Source organism: Sphingomonadaceae bacterium OTU29LAMAA1 (assembly GCA_024072375.1).
Lineage (GTDB): Bacteria > Pseudomonadota > Alphaproteobacteria > Sphingomonadales > Sphingomonadaceae > Sphingomonas.
In genome coordinates, this window is the sequence record CP099617.1 from 2,797,370 (window position 1) to 2,813,114 (window position 15,745).

The 15,745-nt window shown below is 68.3% G+C and carries 15 protein-coding genes; 11 read left to right on the forward strand and 4 right to left on the reverse strand.

Going from position 1 to position 15,745, the window contains the following annotated elements; translation table 11 throughout:
- The first annotated feature begins 37 nt into the window (after nt 1–37).
- The 5 genes from NF699_13595 to NF699_13615 all read left to right on the forward strand — a co-directional run bounded on the left by NF699_13595 (nt 38) and on the right by NF699_13615 (nt 5,407).
- On the forward strand, nt 38–1,168 hold the full coding sequence (locus tag NF699_13595) for a CDP-alcohol phosphatidyltransferase family protein (GenBank protein ID USU04080.1): 1,131 nt from the start codon (nt 38–40) through the stop codon (nt 1,166–1,168).
- Entirely contained in the window at nt 1,165–2,523 is a 1,359-nt protein-coding gene (locus NF699_13600; protein ID USU04081.1) for a lipopolysaccharide biosynthesis protein, read from the forward strand. The genes NF699_13595 and NF699_13600 overlap by 4 nt, the downstream gene beginning before the upstream one ends.
- A gap of 126 nt (nt 2,524–2,649) precedes the next feature.
- Entirely contained in the window at nt 2,650–3,702 is a 1,053-nt protein-coding gene (locus tag NF699_13605) for a hypothetical protein (GenBank protein ID USU04082.1), read from the forward strand.
- A 35-nt stretch (nt 3,703–3,737) separates the two neighbouring features.
- Nucleotides 3,738–4,637, forward strand: coding sequence for a hypothetical protein (locus NF699_13610; protein USU04083.1), 900 nt, complete (start codon nt 3,738–3,740; stop codon nt 4,635–4,637).
- Nucleotides 4,634–5,407 (forward strand): nucleotidyltransferase family protein, encoded by a 774-nt coding sequence (locus NF699_13615; protein USU04084.1) that lies wholly within the window; start codon nt 4,634–4,636, stop codon nt 5,405–5,407. The genes NF699_13610 and NF699_13615 overlap by 4 nt, the downstream gene beginning before the upstream one ends.
- On the opposite strand, the gene NF699_13620 is transcribed toward NF699_13615, so the two are convergent.
- The gene (locus NF699_13620; GenBank protein ID USU04085.1) at nt 5,386–6,087 is read right to left on the reverse strand and encodes an HAD-IB family hydrolase; all 702 of its coding nucleotides are present in this window, start codon (nt 6,085–6,087) and stop codon (nt 5,386–5,388) included. The two genes, NF699_13615 and NF699_13620, sit on opposite strands and share 22 nt — an antisense overlap.
- Before the next feature lie 124 nt (nt 6,088–6,211).
- On the opposite strand from NF699_13620, the gene NF699_13625 reads away from it, so the two are divergent.
- A complete protein-coding gene (locus tag NF699_13625; protein ID USU04086.1) occupies nt 6,212–6,994 on the forward strand; it encodes a hypothetical protein in 783 nt (260 codons plus the stop codon).
- Nucleotides 6,995–7,004: 10 nt separating this feature from the next.
- Here the strand turns inward: NF699_13625 and NF699_13630 are convergent, their stop codons facing one another.
- Nucleotides 7,005–7,910 (reverse strand): prephenate dehydratase, encoded by a 906-nt coding sequence (locus tag NF699_13630; protein ID USU04087.1) that lies wholly within the window; start codon nt 7,908–7,910, stop codon nt 7,005–7,007.
- Between the two features lie 115 nt (nt 7,911–8,025).
- On the opposite strand from NF699_13630, the gene NF699_13635 reads away from it, so the two are divergent.
- On the forward strand, nt 8,026–8,718 hold the full coding sequence (locus NF699_13635; GenBank protein USU04088.1) for a c-type cytochrome: 693 nt from the start codon (nt 8,026–8,028) through the stop codon (nt 8,716–8,718).
- Between the two features lie 98 nt (nt 8,719–8,816).
- Here the strand turns inward: NF699_13635 and NF699_13640 are convergent, their stop codons facing one another.
- A complete protein-coding gene (locus NF699_13640; GenBank protein USU04089.1) occupies nt 8,817–9,692 on the reverse strand; it encodes a TIGR00730 family Rossman fold protein in 876 nt (291 codons plus the stop codon).
- A gap of 47 nt (nt 9,693–9,739) precedes the next feature.
- A complete protein-coding gene (locus tag NF699_13645) occupies nt 9,740–10,351 on the reverse strand; it encodes an extensin family protein (GenBank protein ID USU07096.1) in 612 nt (203 codons plus the stop codon).
- 182 nt (nt 10,352–10,533) lie between these two features.
- Between NF699_13645 and NF699_13650 the strand changes: the two genes are divergently transcribed.
- The 4 genes from NF699_13650 to NF699_13665 all read left to right on the forward strand — a co-directional run bounded on the left by NF699_13650 (nt 10,534) and on the right by NF699_13665 (nt 15,714).
- Complete coding sequence (locus NF699_13650; protein USU04090.1) at nt 10,534–11,685, forward strand: phosphoserine transaminase; 1,152 nt, start codon at nt 10,534–10,536, stop codon at nt 11,683–11,685.
- A 106-nt stretch (nt 11,686–11,791) separates the two neighbouring features.
- Nucleotides 11,792–13,369, forward strand: a complete 1,578-nt coding sequence (serA, locus tag NF699_13655) for a phosphoglycerate dehydrogenase (protein USU04091.1) — start codon at nt 11,792–11,794, stop codon at nt 13,367–13,369.
- A gap of 121 nt (nt 13,370–13,490) precedes the next feature.
- A complete protein-coding gene (locus NF699_13660; protein ID USU04092.1) occupies nt 13,491–14,546 on the forward strand; it encodes a VacJ family lipoprotein in 1,056 nt (351 codons plus the stop codon).
- Nucleotides 14,547–14,601: 55 nt separating this feature from the next.
- Complete coding sequence (locus NF699_13665) at nt 14,602–15,714, forward strand: ATP phosphoribosyltransferase regulatory subunit (protein ID USU04093.1); 1,113 nt, start codon at nt 14,602–14,604, stop codon at nt 15,712–15,714.
- Nucleotides 15,715–15,745 lie beyond the last annotated feature (31 nt).

A 15,745-nucleotide genomic window follows, 5' to 3' on the forward strand; every position in this document is an offset into this window, starting at 1 on the left:
CTATCCCGATCGCATCGGCGACGCTATCGGGCCGGACATGACCGTGCCCGTTCCCGCCCCGCGCCCGATCGTGATCGCGATCGGAGACAATCCGACGCCGATCTGGGGGATGACCGTAGCGGAACGGCTGCGGCGGCTGGCAGCGGCGCGCAAATTGCCGCTGGCGGGCGATGCCGATGCGGCGGGGGCGCTGCTCGCCAATCTCGCGTTCGCGTTCGACCCTGCGTGGGTGCCGTACCTCGTCGCGCGACCGGGCACGGTAGTGACGCGGGGCGGCGTGCCCGTACTTGCGCACATCCTCGACGCCGCCGATCGCGCACGCGTCGCCGCGGCGATGGAGGCGAACGGGCCGCTGGAGCCGGGCACGCTGACGGTGATCCCGGCAGAGGCGGAGGACGGCATCTTCAACGAGGCGCTGCGAAAGCGGGAGCGTCCGTTTGCGGAGCGGCTGGAACCTGCCAGCGTGCCGGCGATCGAACGCGCCAGCTACACCGGCGCGTATAAGGGCGTCACCGATCTGCTGACCAAATATCTGTGGCCGGAATGGGCGTTGTGGATCACGCGGCTGTGCGCGCGGGCCGGCATCTCACCCAATCAGGTCACGGCGCTGGGTTCGGTGCTGTGCATCGTCGCGACCGTGGCGTTCTGGTACGGCTGGTTCTGGAGCGGGCTGGCGGTCGGGCTGCTGTTCATGGTCCTCGACACCGTCGACGGAAAGCTGGCGCGGTGCACGATCACCTCGTCCGCGCTCGGCAATGCCTGGGATCATGGCGTTGACCTGATCCACCCGCCGTTCTGGTGGTGGGCATGGGCGACGGGATGTGCCGCCTATGGCAGGCCGCTCGATCACGACATCTTCGTCGCGGTGATCGCCGCGATGCTGTTCGGCTATGTCGCGCAGCGCTTGATCGAGGGCGCTTTCATCGCGCGGTTCGCAATGCACATCCACGTGTGGGAGCGGTTCGACAGCCGGTTCCGCCTGATCACCGCGCGCCGCAACCCGAACATGGTGCTGCTGTTCGCCTTGCTGCTGGTCGGTCGCCCCGACTGGGGCATCGTCGCGGTGGCGATGTGGACGATGCTGTCGCTCCTCGTCCACCTGGTTCGCCTGTTCCAAGCGATGGCCGTCGCCAGGCGGGGGCAGAGGATCGTCAGCTGGCTGGCATGAGTCCCGACGCCACGAAGACCGGCCTGTTCCAGGGCGGTCCGATGCGCGCCATCGCGCGGAACCTGGGCTGGATGCTCGCCAGCCGCGGCGTGCTCGCCGTACTGAGCCTCGTCTATCTCGCGATCGTCACGCGAACGCTGGGGGTCAACGGCTTCGGCCGGTTCGCGCTGATCACCGGTGCGTCACAGGCGCTCGCCACCGTGGTCGGGTTCCAGACGTGGCAGATCATCGTCCGCTACGGCACGCAGCATCTGGGCGCTGCCGATCGCGATCCCGGCCAGAAGGACAGCGATGCCTTGCGGCTGGCGCGGCTGTTCAAGGCGTGCGGATTGCTCGATCTGGCGAGCGCGGTGGTCGGCGTGATCCTGGCGGCGATCATCATCCGGACGTGGGGCGAGGCGCTGGGGGTCCGGCCCGTCCACGCGCGTGCGACCATGCTGTTCACCCTGGCACAACTGCTGTCGATCCGGTCGACTCCGCTGGGCATTCTGCGCCTGCGCGACCGGTTCTCGTTCGCGGCGGCGGCGGACAGCGTCACCCCGGTGATGCGGCTGGTGGGCGCGGTCGGGGCGGCGGTGTTCCTGCCCAGCGTCACCGGTTTCCTGATCGCCTGGGGCCTTGCCGAGGTGCTGACCGCCGCCGCATACTGGGCGGCGCTCGCCCGTACCGGTGACCTCAAGCTGCTGTTCGCCCGCGGCATCGGCGTGCGCGACGTGGTGGTCGATCATCCGGGTATCGTCCGCTTCTCGCTCGCCACCAACGCCAGCTCTTCGCTCGGTCTGTCGAGCAAGCAGATCCCGCTGCTGCTGGTCGGCGGCACCGTCGGCACCGCGTCGGCGGGCGCGTTCCGGCTGGCGCTGCAACTGGCGCAGGCGCTGACCAAGGTGTCGCAATTGCTGGCCCGCGCGGCCTTTCCGGAGATCGTTCGTGCCGTCGCCGCCGGCGGGCTGGCACGGGTGCGGCAGATGATCATGCGATCGTTCCTGATGGCTTCGGTCGTCGCGGCATTCGCCTTCCTGATCGTCGTGCTGTTCGGACATCCGGTGCTGACGTTGATGGGGGGCAAGGAATTCGGCCGCGCCTATCCGATCCTGTTGTGGCTGGCCGCCGCCGGATGCGTCGATCTGGTCACCGTCGGGTTCGAGCCCTTGCTGCTCGCCGCCAACCGGATCGGCGCGACGTTCATCGCCCGACTGGTGGGGATCGTCGTACTGTTCGGCGTCAGCTTCTGGCTCAGCCCGTCGCTGGGCGTCATCGGCATCGGTGTCGCCGTGCTGGCCAACGCGTTGATCGTCGCGGTCATGCTCGGGGTCGCCACGCGCGCATTGCTCACGCGGTCTGCCGCGGCCGCCTGACCTTCGACGAAGCGCGCATTTCGGCGAAATCATACTAAAATGCGTCAATTTTCTTGCTGGGGCCGTAATCCTGCCCATATTCTCGCCTGTGACAGTTCGGTGAAGGACTTGTGACGGAGGGCGGTTGTGGCCACACGGATAGATGGGCGGCCCTCCGCCGGACAGACCCTGCTCGGTGCGGCGGGCGAAGTCCTGTTTCGCCAGACCGGCGCACATGCTGACGGTCGCCTGCCGCGGGTCGCATTGCCGGCTGCGCTGGCGCCGGCATCGTCTCTCGTAGGCGTGATTGCCAACGCTCGCAGCCACCGCAATCAGAAGACCGGGGTGCGGCTGGATCACTGGCCGGACGTGCTTTACGCTGCGCCGGAGACGTTCGACGCGCTGGAGGACACGCTGCGCGACTATGCCGCGCGCCAGATCGGCCTGCTGGTCGTCAATGGCGGTGACGGAACGTTGCGCGACGTGATGACCGCGGCGGCACGGGTGTTCGACCGGTTGCCGCCGATGGCGATCATCCCGTCGGGCAAGACCAACGCGCTGGCACTCGACCTCGGTATTCCGGACGTGTGGACGGTACGCGATGCGATCGCCGCGGCACAGGCCGGGCGGTTCGTCCAGCGTTCCCCGGTCGAGGTGCTGCGCAAAGGCAGCGACCTGCCCGATGCACGCGGATTCCTGCTGGGCATGGGCGGCTTCGTGCGTGCGACCGAACTGGCGCAGAGCACGCACCGTGCCGGCGCGTTCAACGGTATCGCGGTGGCGCTGTCGCTCGGCTGGAGCATCGCCCAGACGCTGTTCGGCGGCCCCGGCAATCCCTGGCGCCGGGGGACGACGATGCATATGCAGGTTGACGATCAGGCGCCGGCGACGCGCCGATTGTACCTGATGCTCGCATCGACGCTCGAGCGGATGCCGGTCGGACTGAAACCGTTCGGTCGCCAGCGCGCAGGCCTCAAGATGCTGACTGTCGAGGCCCCGCCGAAGCATCTGCTGCGCATGCTGAAGCCGATCCTGACCGGAACCGACGGCGGTGCCGCAACAGCGGACGATTTCACTCGAAGCGATCCGCGTATCGTCCATGTCCGGTCGGACGAGGGCTTCATTCTCGACGGCGAACATTATGCCGGTGGCGATCTGACGATCCGGGCGGGAGAGCCAATTCGGTTCGCCGCCCCGTGAGTTCAGGTGTGGATCGGGCGGCGGGACACACCTTGTTGTCGTTCGTCGCAGATGAACTGGATGTCGCGGTCGCCCCGCCGGTTTCGGCTGCGGCGCGCGATCTGGTACGGCGACTCAATGGCGTGGCGGTGCTGTTCTACGGATCGGTACTGCGGACCGGCGATCTGGATGGTGTCCTCGATTTCTATGTCCTGACGCCGCCGCCGCGGGGCTTCGGCGTGCGGGCCTTGGCGACGCGGGCGCTCTGGCCCGACGTCAGCTTCCACGAGCTTCCGGTCGGTGGTCGTATGATCCGGGCCAAGGTGGCGACGATGCCGCTCGATACATTCTGCCGCGCCGCCGGGGGGCGAACGATCGACACGACGGTCTGGACGCGGTTTGCGCAGCCGGCCGGGCTGGTGTGGAGCGCCGATCCGGTGACCGGTGCGCGGGTGGTTCGCGCGGTTGCGCATGCCGCGGCGACAGCGGCGCGTTTTGCCGCGGTGCTGGGTCCGCAAAGCGGCCGCCCCGGCGATTTCTGGACCGCGCTGTTCCGCCAGACCTATTCCGCCGAACTGCGCGTCGAGGCGCCGGGGCGAGAGCAGCAGATTCTCGCCTTCGATCCCGACCGATTCGATACCCTGTTGCCGCTGGCGTGGCAGGGCGCAGGGATCGGGTACGAACGCCGCGGCGACGCCTATCGCCCGCTAGTGACCGAGCGGGACAGCCGCCAGACGCTTGCAGCCTGGTGGTTGCGCCAGCGGCTCGGCAAATGGCTCAACGTCGCACGGCTGATCAAGGCGGCCTTCACGTTCGACGGTGCCGCCCGTTACGGCCTGTGGAAGTTGCAGCGTCACACCGGCATCGACCTGCCGCTGACGCCGTGGCGCGAACGCCATCCGATTCTGGCGGCGCCGGGCGTGATGTGGCGCGTATGGCACGTGCGTCAGGCATGACCTTCAACGCACTGATACTGGCGGGATCGCGCGGCGGCGCGGATGCGGTCGCATCATATGCCGGAGTGGCGGACAAGGCCCTGATCGTGATCGAAGGCGAGACGATGCTGGCGCGGGTCGTCGCGGCGCTGCGGGCGGCGGGTGCCGACCGGATCGCCGTGTCGGCGAACGCTCCTGCGGTGCGTGCCGAGGCGATCCGGCTGGGTGCCGAACCGCTCGATGCCGCTGCCGGCCCCAGCGCCAGCACTCGGTCGGGCTTGCGGACGCTGGGCGCGCCGCTGCTGGTCACCACGGCAGATCACGCGCTGTTGCGTGCCGCATGGGTGTGCGAGCTCCTGACCGATGCACCGGCCGACGCGGACGTCGCGGCGCTGCTGGCGCACCGCGATGTCGTCGAACGCGACGCGCCGCCGACCCGGCGTACCTATCTGCGCTTTGCCGACGGCGGCTGGTCGGGCTGCAACCTGTTCCTGTTGCGCACGCCGGCTGCCGACGCTGCGATTGGACTGTGGATGTCGGTCGAGGCGGACCGCAAGCGGCCGTGGCGGATCGTCCGGCGTCTGGGCGTGCGCACGCTGCTACGCTATCTGGGCGGCCGGCTGACGCTGAATGCCGCATTGGCACAGCTTGGAGCGATCGCAGGCGTACGGGCGGCGGCCGTCGCGGCACGGCATGGGCTGGCTGCGGTCGATGTCGATAAGCCCGACGACCTCGACCTCGTCCGCAGGATCGTGGCGGAACCGCCGGGTCAGGCGTCCCAGTCGACCTGAGGCCAGCCACGCTGTGCGGTGACGCGTCTCAGCGGGGCATGCGGATTGACCACCACGGGCTCGTCCGACCAATCGAAGGTCGGCACGTCGGAGACATGGTCGGAATAGAAGCGGACGGTCGTGGTGGCGCGGTCCAGTCCCTGCGCCGCAAACCACGCCTCGATCATCGCCAGCTTGCCCTTGCCATAGCAATTGCCGCCCTCGATCCGTGGCAGCAGGTGCCCGCGCGCGTCGACCGCGGTGCGCGTCGCGATCAGCGCATCGGCGCCGACATCGCGCGCGATCGCCTCGGCGTAGAAACCATAGGCCGCGGTGGCGATCACGATGCGATATCCCGCCGCGCGATCCGCCGCCATCTGTCGGCGGGCCGAGGCGCGAATCTGCGCCGGTCCGAATCGCGCCATCCAGCGCGCCGCGATCGCTGCCGCGCGATCCGGTGACAGCGTGCCGAGGGCGGCGCGGTGCATCACCTGCTTCAGCCGGTCGCGATGCAGCAGCCCGACCCCCCGCAATGCCGCCGCCGCCAGCACGGCGGGCAGCAACGCCAGCCGCCACGGCGCGTGGCGGACGACGGCGTGCAGCAGAAACGGGGTCCAGGTCGGCAACCGGGTGATCGTCCGGTCGAGATCGTAGATCGCCACCCGCATGAGGGCTGACGAGCGTGGCGGGGTGTCATCCATCAGAGCGTCGATGGCGTTCGAAGATGGCGCGGACGTGGCAGGGAGCGGACACTGGTCAGGCATCCACCGTGCGCGATTCGAAGCGGTTGCGGCGGACATCCGGCCACGCTAGGCGCGGCGTTCCATGCGGTCCTATCAGCCATCGTCGGACCGTCGCCGGGCAGTGTCGCTGGCGCTCACCGTCGCCGCGCATGTCCTGATCGCATGGCTGCTGTGGCAACTCGCGCCGGTGTTCGATCCCGACCGGGAGCCGGGTCGGTCGCTGACGGTCAACATGCTGCCCGTCGGCGACAACAATTCCACCGCGACCAGGAGCGCCAAGGCGCCCGCCCGCGCAGCACAGGCGAGCCGCCGCACCGCGCCCGATCCCCCCGCTGCACCGAAGCCGCCGGCAGAGGACAGGCCGGTGCCGCCACCGGTCGACACGCCGTTTCCCGGCTATCTTGTGCTCAGCAAGAACGATTTCGCCGCCTCCGACGTCGGCAAGATCCCGTCGCGCAAGTCGGGCGGCAGCGCGGGCAGGCAGATGGCGGCGGCGGCGGAGGGGCAGGGCGACGGCGACGACGGCGAAACCACGGCGGCGGCGGGCATCGGGCCGGGCGGGCAGCGCCTCTACGCCGCCGAATGGTACGTCCGGCCGGCGGCGTCGCAGCTCAATCCGTATATGCCGCGCAACATCGTGCCTGCGGGGTCATGGGCAGAGATCGCCTGTCGCACCGCGCCCAATTACCGGGTCGAGGATTGCGTTCAGATCGGCGATTCGCGTCCCGGGCTGGGGCTGGCCCGCGCGATCCGCGAGGCGGCGTGGCAGTTCAAGATCCGTCCGCCACGCATCAACGGCAAGCCGCAGATCGGTGCCTGGGTGCGCATCCACTACGACATCGTCGAGGGGCGACTGACGCCCTGACGCGGCGGGGTCAGCCCCGTTCGCGCGCGCGGCGGTACGTGCCCAGTACGCGCACCCATTTCGAATGGAAGCCCAGCTCCTCCAGCGCGCGATCGACCGCGGCGTCGCCGGGCTTGCCCTCGATATCGGCGAAGAACTCCGTCGCGACGAACTGCCCGCCGCGCTGATAGCTTTCCAGCTTCGTCATGTTGACGCCGTTCGTCGCGAAGCCGCCCATCGCCTTGTAGAGCGCGGCGGGAATGTTCTTCACCTCGAAGATCAGCGTCGTCATCCATGGGCCCCCGTCTTGCCCGTCTGCGCCGACCGTCGGCTTGCCGCCGCGCGCCAGCACGACGAACCGCGTGGTGTTGTGATCGGCATCCGCGATGTCGACGCCGAGCAGGTTGAGGCCATAGATCGCCGCCGCACCGGGCGGGGCGAGCGCCGCGATCGCCGGATCGCCGAGCTCCGCCACATAGGCTGCCGCGCCCGCAGTATCGGGATAGGACGCCTGCCGGATACCGTGCGCCTTCAGCCAATGGCGGCATTGGCCGATCGCCTGCGGGTGGCTCATCGCCTCGCGAACGTCGTCGCGCGTGCCGGTACCCATCAGCGCATGGCGAATCGACAGGAAATGTTCGCCGGTGATGACCAGCCCGGATTCCGGCAGCAGGAAATGGATGTCGGCGACGCGGCCGTGCAGCGAATTCTCGATCGGGATGACCGCACAATCCGCCCGGCCGTCGCGCACGGCGTCGATCGCATCCTCGAACGCGAAGCACGGTAGCGGCAGGCCGTCGGGAAAGGCCTCCAGTGCCGCGACATGGCTGTTGGCGCCCGGTGCGCCCTGAAAGGCGACGGCGCGACCGGGGTCGGCGGCGGCGGCGGCAGTCATCGCGGCGACGATCGGACGGGCGGGGGCGGCATAGGTTTCCATGGCGACCGCGGCGGTAGAGTGCCTGTGCGCCACCAGCAAGCGCGCGCTTGCGGATGTATCCGCCGTTTCCTATGGGTTCGCTGCGCAAGAAGAGAACAGGGGCAGCGTCAGGCAGATGGATAACCGCACCAACACGATCGCCGGGTGGACGCTGGCAGCCTGCGGGCTCGCGCTCGGTCTGTCGATCGTCGGCGGCATGGCCTTCCACAGCGAGCGGCCGGAAAAGATGGGCTATGCGATCGAGGGCGTCGAGGCCGAGGGCGGCGAAGGCGGCGCGGCCGAGGTGCCGATCGCCACGCTGCTGCCGGCCGCCGACCCCGGCAAGGGCGCCGAAGTGTTCAAGAAGTGCGCTGCCTGCCACACCGTGACGCAGGGTGGTGCGAACGGCATCGGCCCGAACCTGTACGCGACGATGGGCGAGGGCATCGGCCAGGGCAAGGGCGGCTTCGCCTTCTCCGACGCGCTGAAGGGCGTGGGCGGCAACTGGGACTTCGACAAGATGAACGCGTGGCTGACGAGCCCGCGCAAATTCGCACCCGGCACCAAGATGACCTTCGCCGGTCTCGGCAATGCGCAGGATCGTGCCAACGTCATCGTCTATCTGAACGCGCAGGGATCGAACCTGCCGCTGCCGGCCGCTCCTGCCGCGGGTGCCGCTGCTCCTGCCGATGCGAAGGCGCCGGAGGGCAAGGATTCGGTAACCAACACCGATGCCGCGAACAACCTCGGCAATACCGGCACGCCGGCATCGGGCGCGCCATCCGTCGATCCGAACGCCGCGATCGAAGGGGCGAAGGCGGGCAAGTAACGCCCAGGGCTATCGATCGGGCGAGTGCTGGTCGATAGCCCCGGATCCGCTGTCACCCGGAACGTATTCCGGAGACGATGGGCCGCGACGGCAAAGGCTCAGCCGTCCTTCTTCGCCTGTTCCTCGTAGAAGTTGCGCACCACGTCCCACGCCTCCTCGGCGCTTTCGACATAGGTGAAGATCCCCAGATCGCGCGCGCTCACCACGCCTTCGTCGACGAGGGCCTGGAAATTCACCACCTTTTCCCAGAATTCGCGTCCGAACAGCAGCACCGGGATCGGCTTGATCTTGCCGGTCTGGATCAGCGTCAGCAGCTCGAACAGCTCGTCGAACGTCCCGAACCCGCCGGGGAACGCCGCCAGCGCCCGCGCGCGCAGCAGGAAGTGCATCTTGCGCAGCGCGAAATAGTGGAACTGGAAACTCAGCGACGGTGTCACATAGGGGTTGGGCGCCTGCTCATGCGGCAGCACGATGTTGAGGCCGATCGATTCCGCCCCCACGTCGGTCGCGCCGCGGTTGGCGGCTTCCATGATCGATGGGCCGCCGCCCGAGCAGACGACGAACTGGCGCATCCCGGCCTGATCGCGCGGCACGCGGCTGGCGATCTGCGCCAGCTCGCGCGCGACATCGTAATAGCGGCTCTTGGCGACCAGTCGCTCGGCGATCGCGCGCGAGACGTCGTCGGTGGCGAGTTCGAGCATCGCCTGCGCCTTGGCAGGCTCGGGGATGCGCGCCGACCCGTACATGACGAAGGTGGAGGCGATCTGCGCCTCCTCGAGCAGCAGTTCGGGCTTCAGCAGTTCGAGCTGGAACCGGATCGGCCGCAGGTCTTCGCGCAGCAGGAAATCCATGTCCTGGAAGGCGAGCTTGTAGGCGGGATGCTCGGTCTGCGGCGTCGAGATCGCCTGTTCGGCGCTGGCGGCATCCTGTCGGGCGCGGGGAAAGACCCGCTCGGGTACGCGTGTATCAGTCATCCGAGGGGGTTAGAGCAAAGCGCGTACCCGCTCAACGGAGGAAATCTTCACCGGCAGAAGCGCGCGCCGTCATCTTCCAAATGCAGGTGGTTGCGGTGCGCGGCATTGTACGCCGGCGACAGGACGGTGCCGAAACGGCGGCAGGCCGAATCGTGGATCGTGGTGAGGAATCGCTGCACCTGCGGATCGGGCGAGGTCCAGTCGTTGAGCACCGTCAAGCGCCGCCCGTCCTTCAGCGTCACGCCGCCGATATCGATCGCATTGGCGATGGCATGGCCGGAGCGGCGATCGGTGCGCTTCGACCCGATGACGTTGCGGCAAGCGTAGCTGCCCATGCTCTGCACGCTGACGAGTTCGCTGCCGAGGATCTGGTATGCCGCCGGGGCGACGGCATTGCGAATCCAGCCGGAAAATGCCCGCGCCTCGCCGCAGCGCACCGCACCGAGGCCGGTAACAGGCACGCCGATCTCGACGAGCTGGACCGTGCCCGAGAGGCCGCAGCCGTTGCCGTTGTCGGTTTCGGGCAGCACGCGATAGGCGACGTTCATCGCGCGCAGATCGGCGAGGCATTGCGCCGTCTCGCGGGCCGCAGGTCTGGCGATCGTGTCGCGCGTGGGGGCGGGGCGCTCGCGGCTGCCGCATGCGGCAAGGAAGGCCAGCGCCGACAGGACGCACGGAAAGCGAAGATACCGATACACGCGGCGATCATGCGTCAGACGCGCGGGCACAAACAAGTCCGGGACGGACGAACCTGCCTTGCCAGCGGCACGAACCGCCTCTAGGGCCGTCGACGGGCCACGCCGCCCCAACGCGGCGCGTGCTCTCTGTGAGGAGAGATACATTGACGGATACCGTTACCGCACCCGCGTTGGGTGCGACCAAGCCTGCCACCACACCGGCACGCCCCTTCTTCAGCTCCGGCCCCTGCGCCAAGCCTCCGGGCTGGGATGCGTCGAAGCTCGCCACCGCATCGCTCGGTCGCTCGCACCGGTCCAAGATCGGCAAGACCCGCCTTGCCTATTGCATAGACCTGATGCGCGAGCTGCTGGGCCTGCCCGACACGCATCGTATCGGCATCGTTCCCGGCTCCGACACCGGCGCGTTCGAAATGGCGATGTGGACGATGCTCGGCGCGCGCCCCGTCACGACGCTGGCGTGGGAAAGCTTCGGCGAGGGCTGGGTGACCGATGCGGTCAAGCAACTCAAGATCGATCCCACCGTCATTCGCGCCGATTACGGGCAGCTCCCCGATCTGACGCAGATCGACTGGGCGACCGACGTGCTGTTCACCTGGAACGGCACCACAAGCGGCGTGCGTGTGCCGAATGCGGACTTCATCCCCGCCGACCGCGAGGGGCTGAGTTTCGCCGACGCGACGTCGGGCGTGTTCGCCTATGACATCGACTGGGCAAAAATCGATGTCGCGACCTTTAGCTGGCAGAAGGTGCTGGGCGGCGAGGGCGGGCATGGCGTCCTGATCCTCGGCCCGCGCGCGGTCGAGCGGCTGGAGAGCTATACCCCCGCATGGCCGCTGCCCAAGGTGTTTCGCCTGGTGTCGAAGGGCAAGCTGACCGAGGGCGTGTTCAAGGGCGAGACGATCAACACGCCGTCGATGCTGGCGGTGGAGGATGCGATCGCGTCGCTGGAATGGGCGAAATCGCTCGGCGAGCGTGGTCTGATCGCACGGTCGGATGCGAATGCGGCGGCGCTGGACCGGATCGTCGAGGAGCGGGACTGGCTCGGGCATCTTGCCGCCGATCCGGTATCGCGGTCGAAGACCAGCGTCTGCCTGACCGTCGAGGGCGCCGACGAGGCGTTCATCAAGACGATGGCCGGGCTGCTGGAGAAGGAAGGTGCGGCGTATGACGTCGCGGGCTATCGCGATGCGCCCGCCGGCCTGCGCATCTGGTGCGGTGCGACCGTCGATACCGCCGATATCGAGGCGCTCGGGCCGTGGCTCGACTGGGCTTATGCGACCGCGAAAGCGGCCTGATTTGCCGTGCTCCTGCGCACGCAGGAGCCCAGAGCCACATGCGACATCCCCTGTAATCCTGGGCTCCTGCGTTCGCAGGAGAACAGTCGTTCTTTAGGAAATCCCCATGCCAAAAGTCCTCATCAGCGACAAAATGGACCCCAAGGCCGCGCAGATCTTTCGCGAGCGCGGTGTCGAGGTCGACGAGATCACCGGCAAGACGCCGGAAGAGTTGATCGCGATCATCGGTGACTATGACGGCCTCGCGATCCGCAGCTCGACCAAGGTGACGAAGGCGATTCTCGAACACGCCACCAACCTCAAGGTCGTCGGTCGTGCCGGCATCGGCGTCGATAACGTCGATATCCCCGCCGCATCGGCGAAGGGCGTCGTCGTCATGAACACGCCCTTCGGCAACAGCATCACGACCGCCGAGCACGCCATCGCCTTGATGTTCGCTCTCGCCCGGCAATTGCCCGAGGCAGACGCCTCGACGCAGGCCGGCAAGTGGGAGAAGAACCGCTTCATGGGGGTCGAGTTGACCGCCAAGACGCTGGGGTTGATCGGGGCCGGCAATATCGGCTCAATCGTCGCCGACCGTGCGCGCGGGCTCAAGATGAAGGTTGTCGCGTTCGACCCGTTCCTGACACCGGAGCGCGCGGTGGAGATGGGCGTCGAGAAGGTGACGCTGGACGAACTGCTCGCCCGCGCCGACTTCATCACGCTGCACACGCCGCTGACCGACCAGACGCGTAACATCCTGTCGGCCGAGGCGCTGGCCAAGACCAGGAAGGGCGTGCGGATCATTAATTGCGCGCGCGGCGGCCTGATCGACGAAGCGGCGCTGAAGGCAGGGCTCGACAGCGGTCATATCGGCGGCGCGGCACTGGACGTGTTCGTCGAGGAGCCGGCCAAGGCGTCGCCGCTGTTCGGCACGCCCAATTTCGTCAGCACGCCGCATCTGGGCGCATCGACGACCGAGGCGCAGGTCAACGTCGCGATCCAGGTCGCCGAGCAGATGGCCGATTTCCTCGTCTCGGGCGGCGTCACCAACGCGCTCAACATGCCGAGCCTGTCGGCGGAGGAAGCGCCGAAGCTGAAGCCGTATATGGCGCTGGCGGAGAAGCTGGGGTCGTTGGTCGGCCAGCTTACCACGGGTGCGATCACGCGGATCTCCGTGCATACCGAGGGTGCGGCGGCGGAGCTGAATGCCAAGCCGATCACCAGCGCGGTGCTGGCGGGCTTCCTCGGTACGCAGACCGCGACGGTCAACATGGTCAACGCGCCGCTGCTGGCGCGCGACCGCGGTGTCGAGGTGCGCGAGGTCCGCACCGAGCGCGAGGGCGATTACCACACGCTGCTGCGCGTATCGGTGAAGACCGCGGATGGTGAACGCTCGGTCGCGGGTACGCTGTTCGGCGATCAGGCGCCGCGCCTGGTCGAGCTGTTCGGCATCAAGGTGGAGGCCGATCTGGTCGGGCCGATGCTCTACGTCGTCAACGAGGACGCGCCGGGCTTCATCGGTCGCCTCGGAACGGCGCTGGGGGAGGCCGGGGTCAACATCGGTACCTTCCATCTCGGTCGCCGTCAGGCGGGCGGCGAGGCGGTGCTGTTGCTGTCGGTCGATGAGCCGGTCGACGCCGCGCTGCTGGCCAAGGTGAAGGCTCTCGGCGGCGTGAAGACCGCGATGGGTCTGACCTTCTGATCCGACCCGCAGGGTGCCACGGAACAAGCGATCGTTCCGTGGCACCCTCTCTGGTGCTTTGCCGCATAGATGGTATGCAGCACCCGCCGGTCGGTTCGCGCCGGTGTGGAGATCATCGTAAGTGGCGCTGTCGGTGATCGCGATCCTGCTGTCCCTGTCGGATCAGCCGGTTACGCCCGCGCCTTCTCTCGTCGCTCCGGTTGAGCAGACGGCGAGCACCGGATCGGGAGCGATCGCGGATCGTGCGTCGGGTACGGTCCCGCAGATGGCGGATGCCACACCGGTCGTGTCCGTCCTGCCGCTCGTATCGGTCCCTTTCGACACGTTTCCGGTCTTCGTGGCGGCGGACGGCACATCGGCACCCAGCGATATTATCGTCACCGCACGCGCCGAATGGGAGGCCCCCGATCCGCTCGCCGGGATCAATGCGACCGCGTTTGAGGCGACGCAGACGGTGGATCGTGCGCTGATCGGCCCCCTGTCGATGGCGTATAAAAAGAAGGTGCCTGGGCCGATCCGCGACGGCATCCACAACTTCCTCTACAATCTGCGCGAACCCGTCGTCTTCGTGAACTACGTGCTCCAGCACAAGATCGGCAAGGCGGTGGAGACGGTCGGGCGATTCGTGGTCAACACGACGATCGGCGCGATCGGCCTGTTCGACATCGCCAGGCGCAAACCGTTCAGGCTGCCGCGCCGGAGCAACGGGTTCGCCAATACACTGGGGTTCTACGGCGTGCCCAACGGCGCGTTCCTGTACCTGCCGCTGGTCGGGCCGACGACGGTACGCGACCTGTTCGGCGGCGCGGTCGATCGCCTGATCCTGCCGATCACGCTGGGGCAGGGGGTGACCGATCCCAAATTCGCGATTCCCGCCGGCGTGCTCGGCGCGCTCGATCACCGGGCCGAATTCGACGAGACCTACAAAGCGATCGATACCGCGCCCGGGGACCGTTACGGCAATGCCCGCGACTTCTACCTGCAGCGGCGGCAGGCGGAGATCGACCGTCTTCATGGTCGCGGCAAGGCCGGAGCGGGTGGCATGACCAAGGCGCCGAGCGGGACGATCCGGCTGCGCGGGCGGGGATCGGACCCGACCGTCGAGCTTCCCGTCACCCCGTCCGCGATCCCTGCGGCTACGCCGTCCGCAACGACGACAACGCCGCCCGCCAGATAGGGCTGCTGCATCGCAGCTATGGCGCTCCCCCGCCGCTGTCGCTATCCGCGCGGACATGACCAAGTTCGGCCTGCTGCCCGAGGGCTTCCACGATCGCCTGCCCCCCTTCGCCGACGCCGCCGCCGCGGTCGAAGCGCGCGTGCTGGAGGCGGCGCGGCGCCACGGTTACGAACGGGTCGATCCGCCGCTCGCCGAATTCGCCGAGGGACTGGCTGCGCGGTTGAAGGCGGGTGGCCTGCGCAACGCGGTGCGCTTCGTCGATCCGGTCAGCCAGACGACGATGGCGATCCGCCCTGATCTGACCGCGCAGGTCGCGCGCATCGCCGCGACGCGTATGGGGCATCATCCGCGGCCCGTTCGACTGTCCTATGCGGGATCGGTGCTGGCCTTGCGCGCCTCCGCGCTCGCGCCCGGCCGTGAGCGGCGACAGGTCGGTGCGGAGCTGATCGGCCTCGATTCGATTCCCGCTGCGCGTGAGGTCGTCGGTGTGGCGGTCGAGGGGCTGATCGCGGCCGGTGTCGCCGGCGTGTCGATCGACTTCACGCTGCCCGATCTGGTCGACACGCTCGCCGCTGGACCGCTGCCGGTCGCCGCCGACCGGATCGGGCGATTGCGCGAGCGGCTGGACGCCAAGGATGCCGGCGGCGTCGCCGAGATCGCGCCCGCCTATCTGCCGCTGATCGCCGCGGCGGGACCGTTCGCCAGTGCGATGGCGCAGTTACGCGCGTTCGATAACCAAGGCGTGCTCGCATCGCGACTCGACGGCCTCGCCGACATCGCAGCGGCGATTCCCGCCGGTATCACGCTGACGCTGGATCCCACCGAACGCCATGGCTTCGAATATCAGACCTGGCTCGGCTTCTCGTTGTTCGCTGCCGGCGTCGCGCGCGAGGTCGGGCGTGGCGGGACCTATCTGATCGTCCACGGCGATGGCGCCGAAGAGGTCGCGACGGGTTTCTCGCTCTACGCCGACGCGATCGTCGCAACGACGGGACCGGTCGATCGCCGCCGCCTGTTCCTGCCGCTCGGTACCCCCGCCGACGCGGGTGCGGCGATGCGCGCGGCAGGCTGGGTCGTTGTCGCGGCGCTTGAACCCGGCGATACGCCGGAGGCGCAACTGGCGACGCATCTGTTCGTCGATGGCCGAGCCAGTCCGCTGGACGGTTGACCCGCCGGGCGGAGACCGGTAGGCGCGCCCT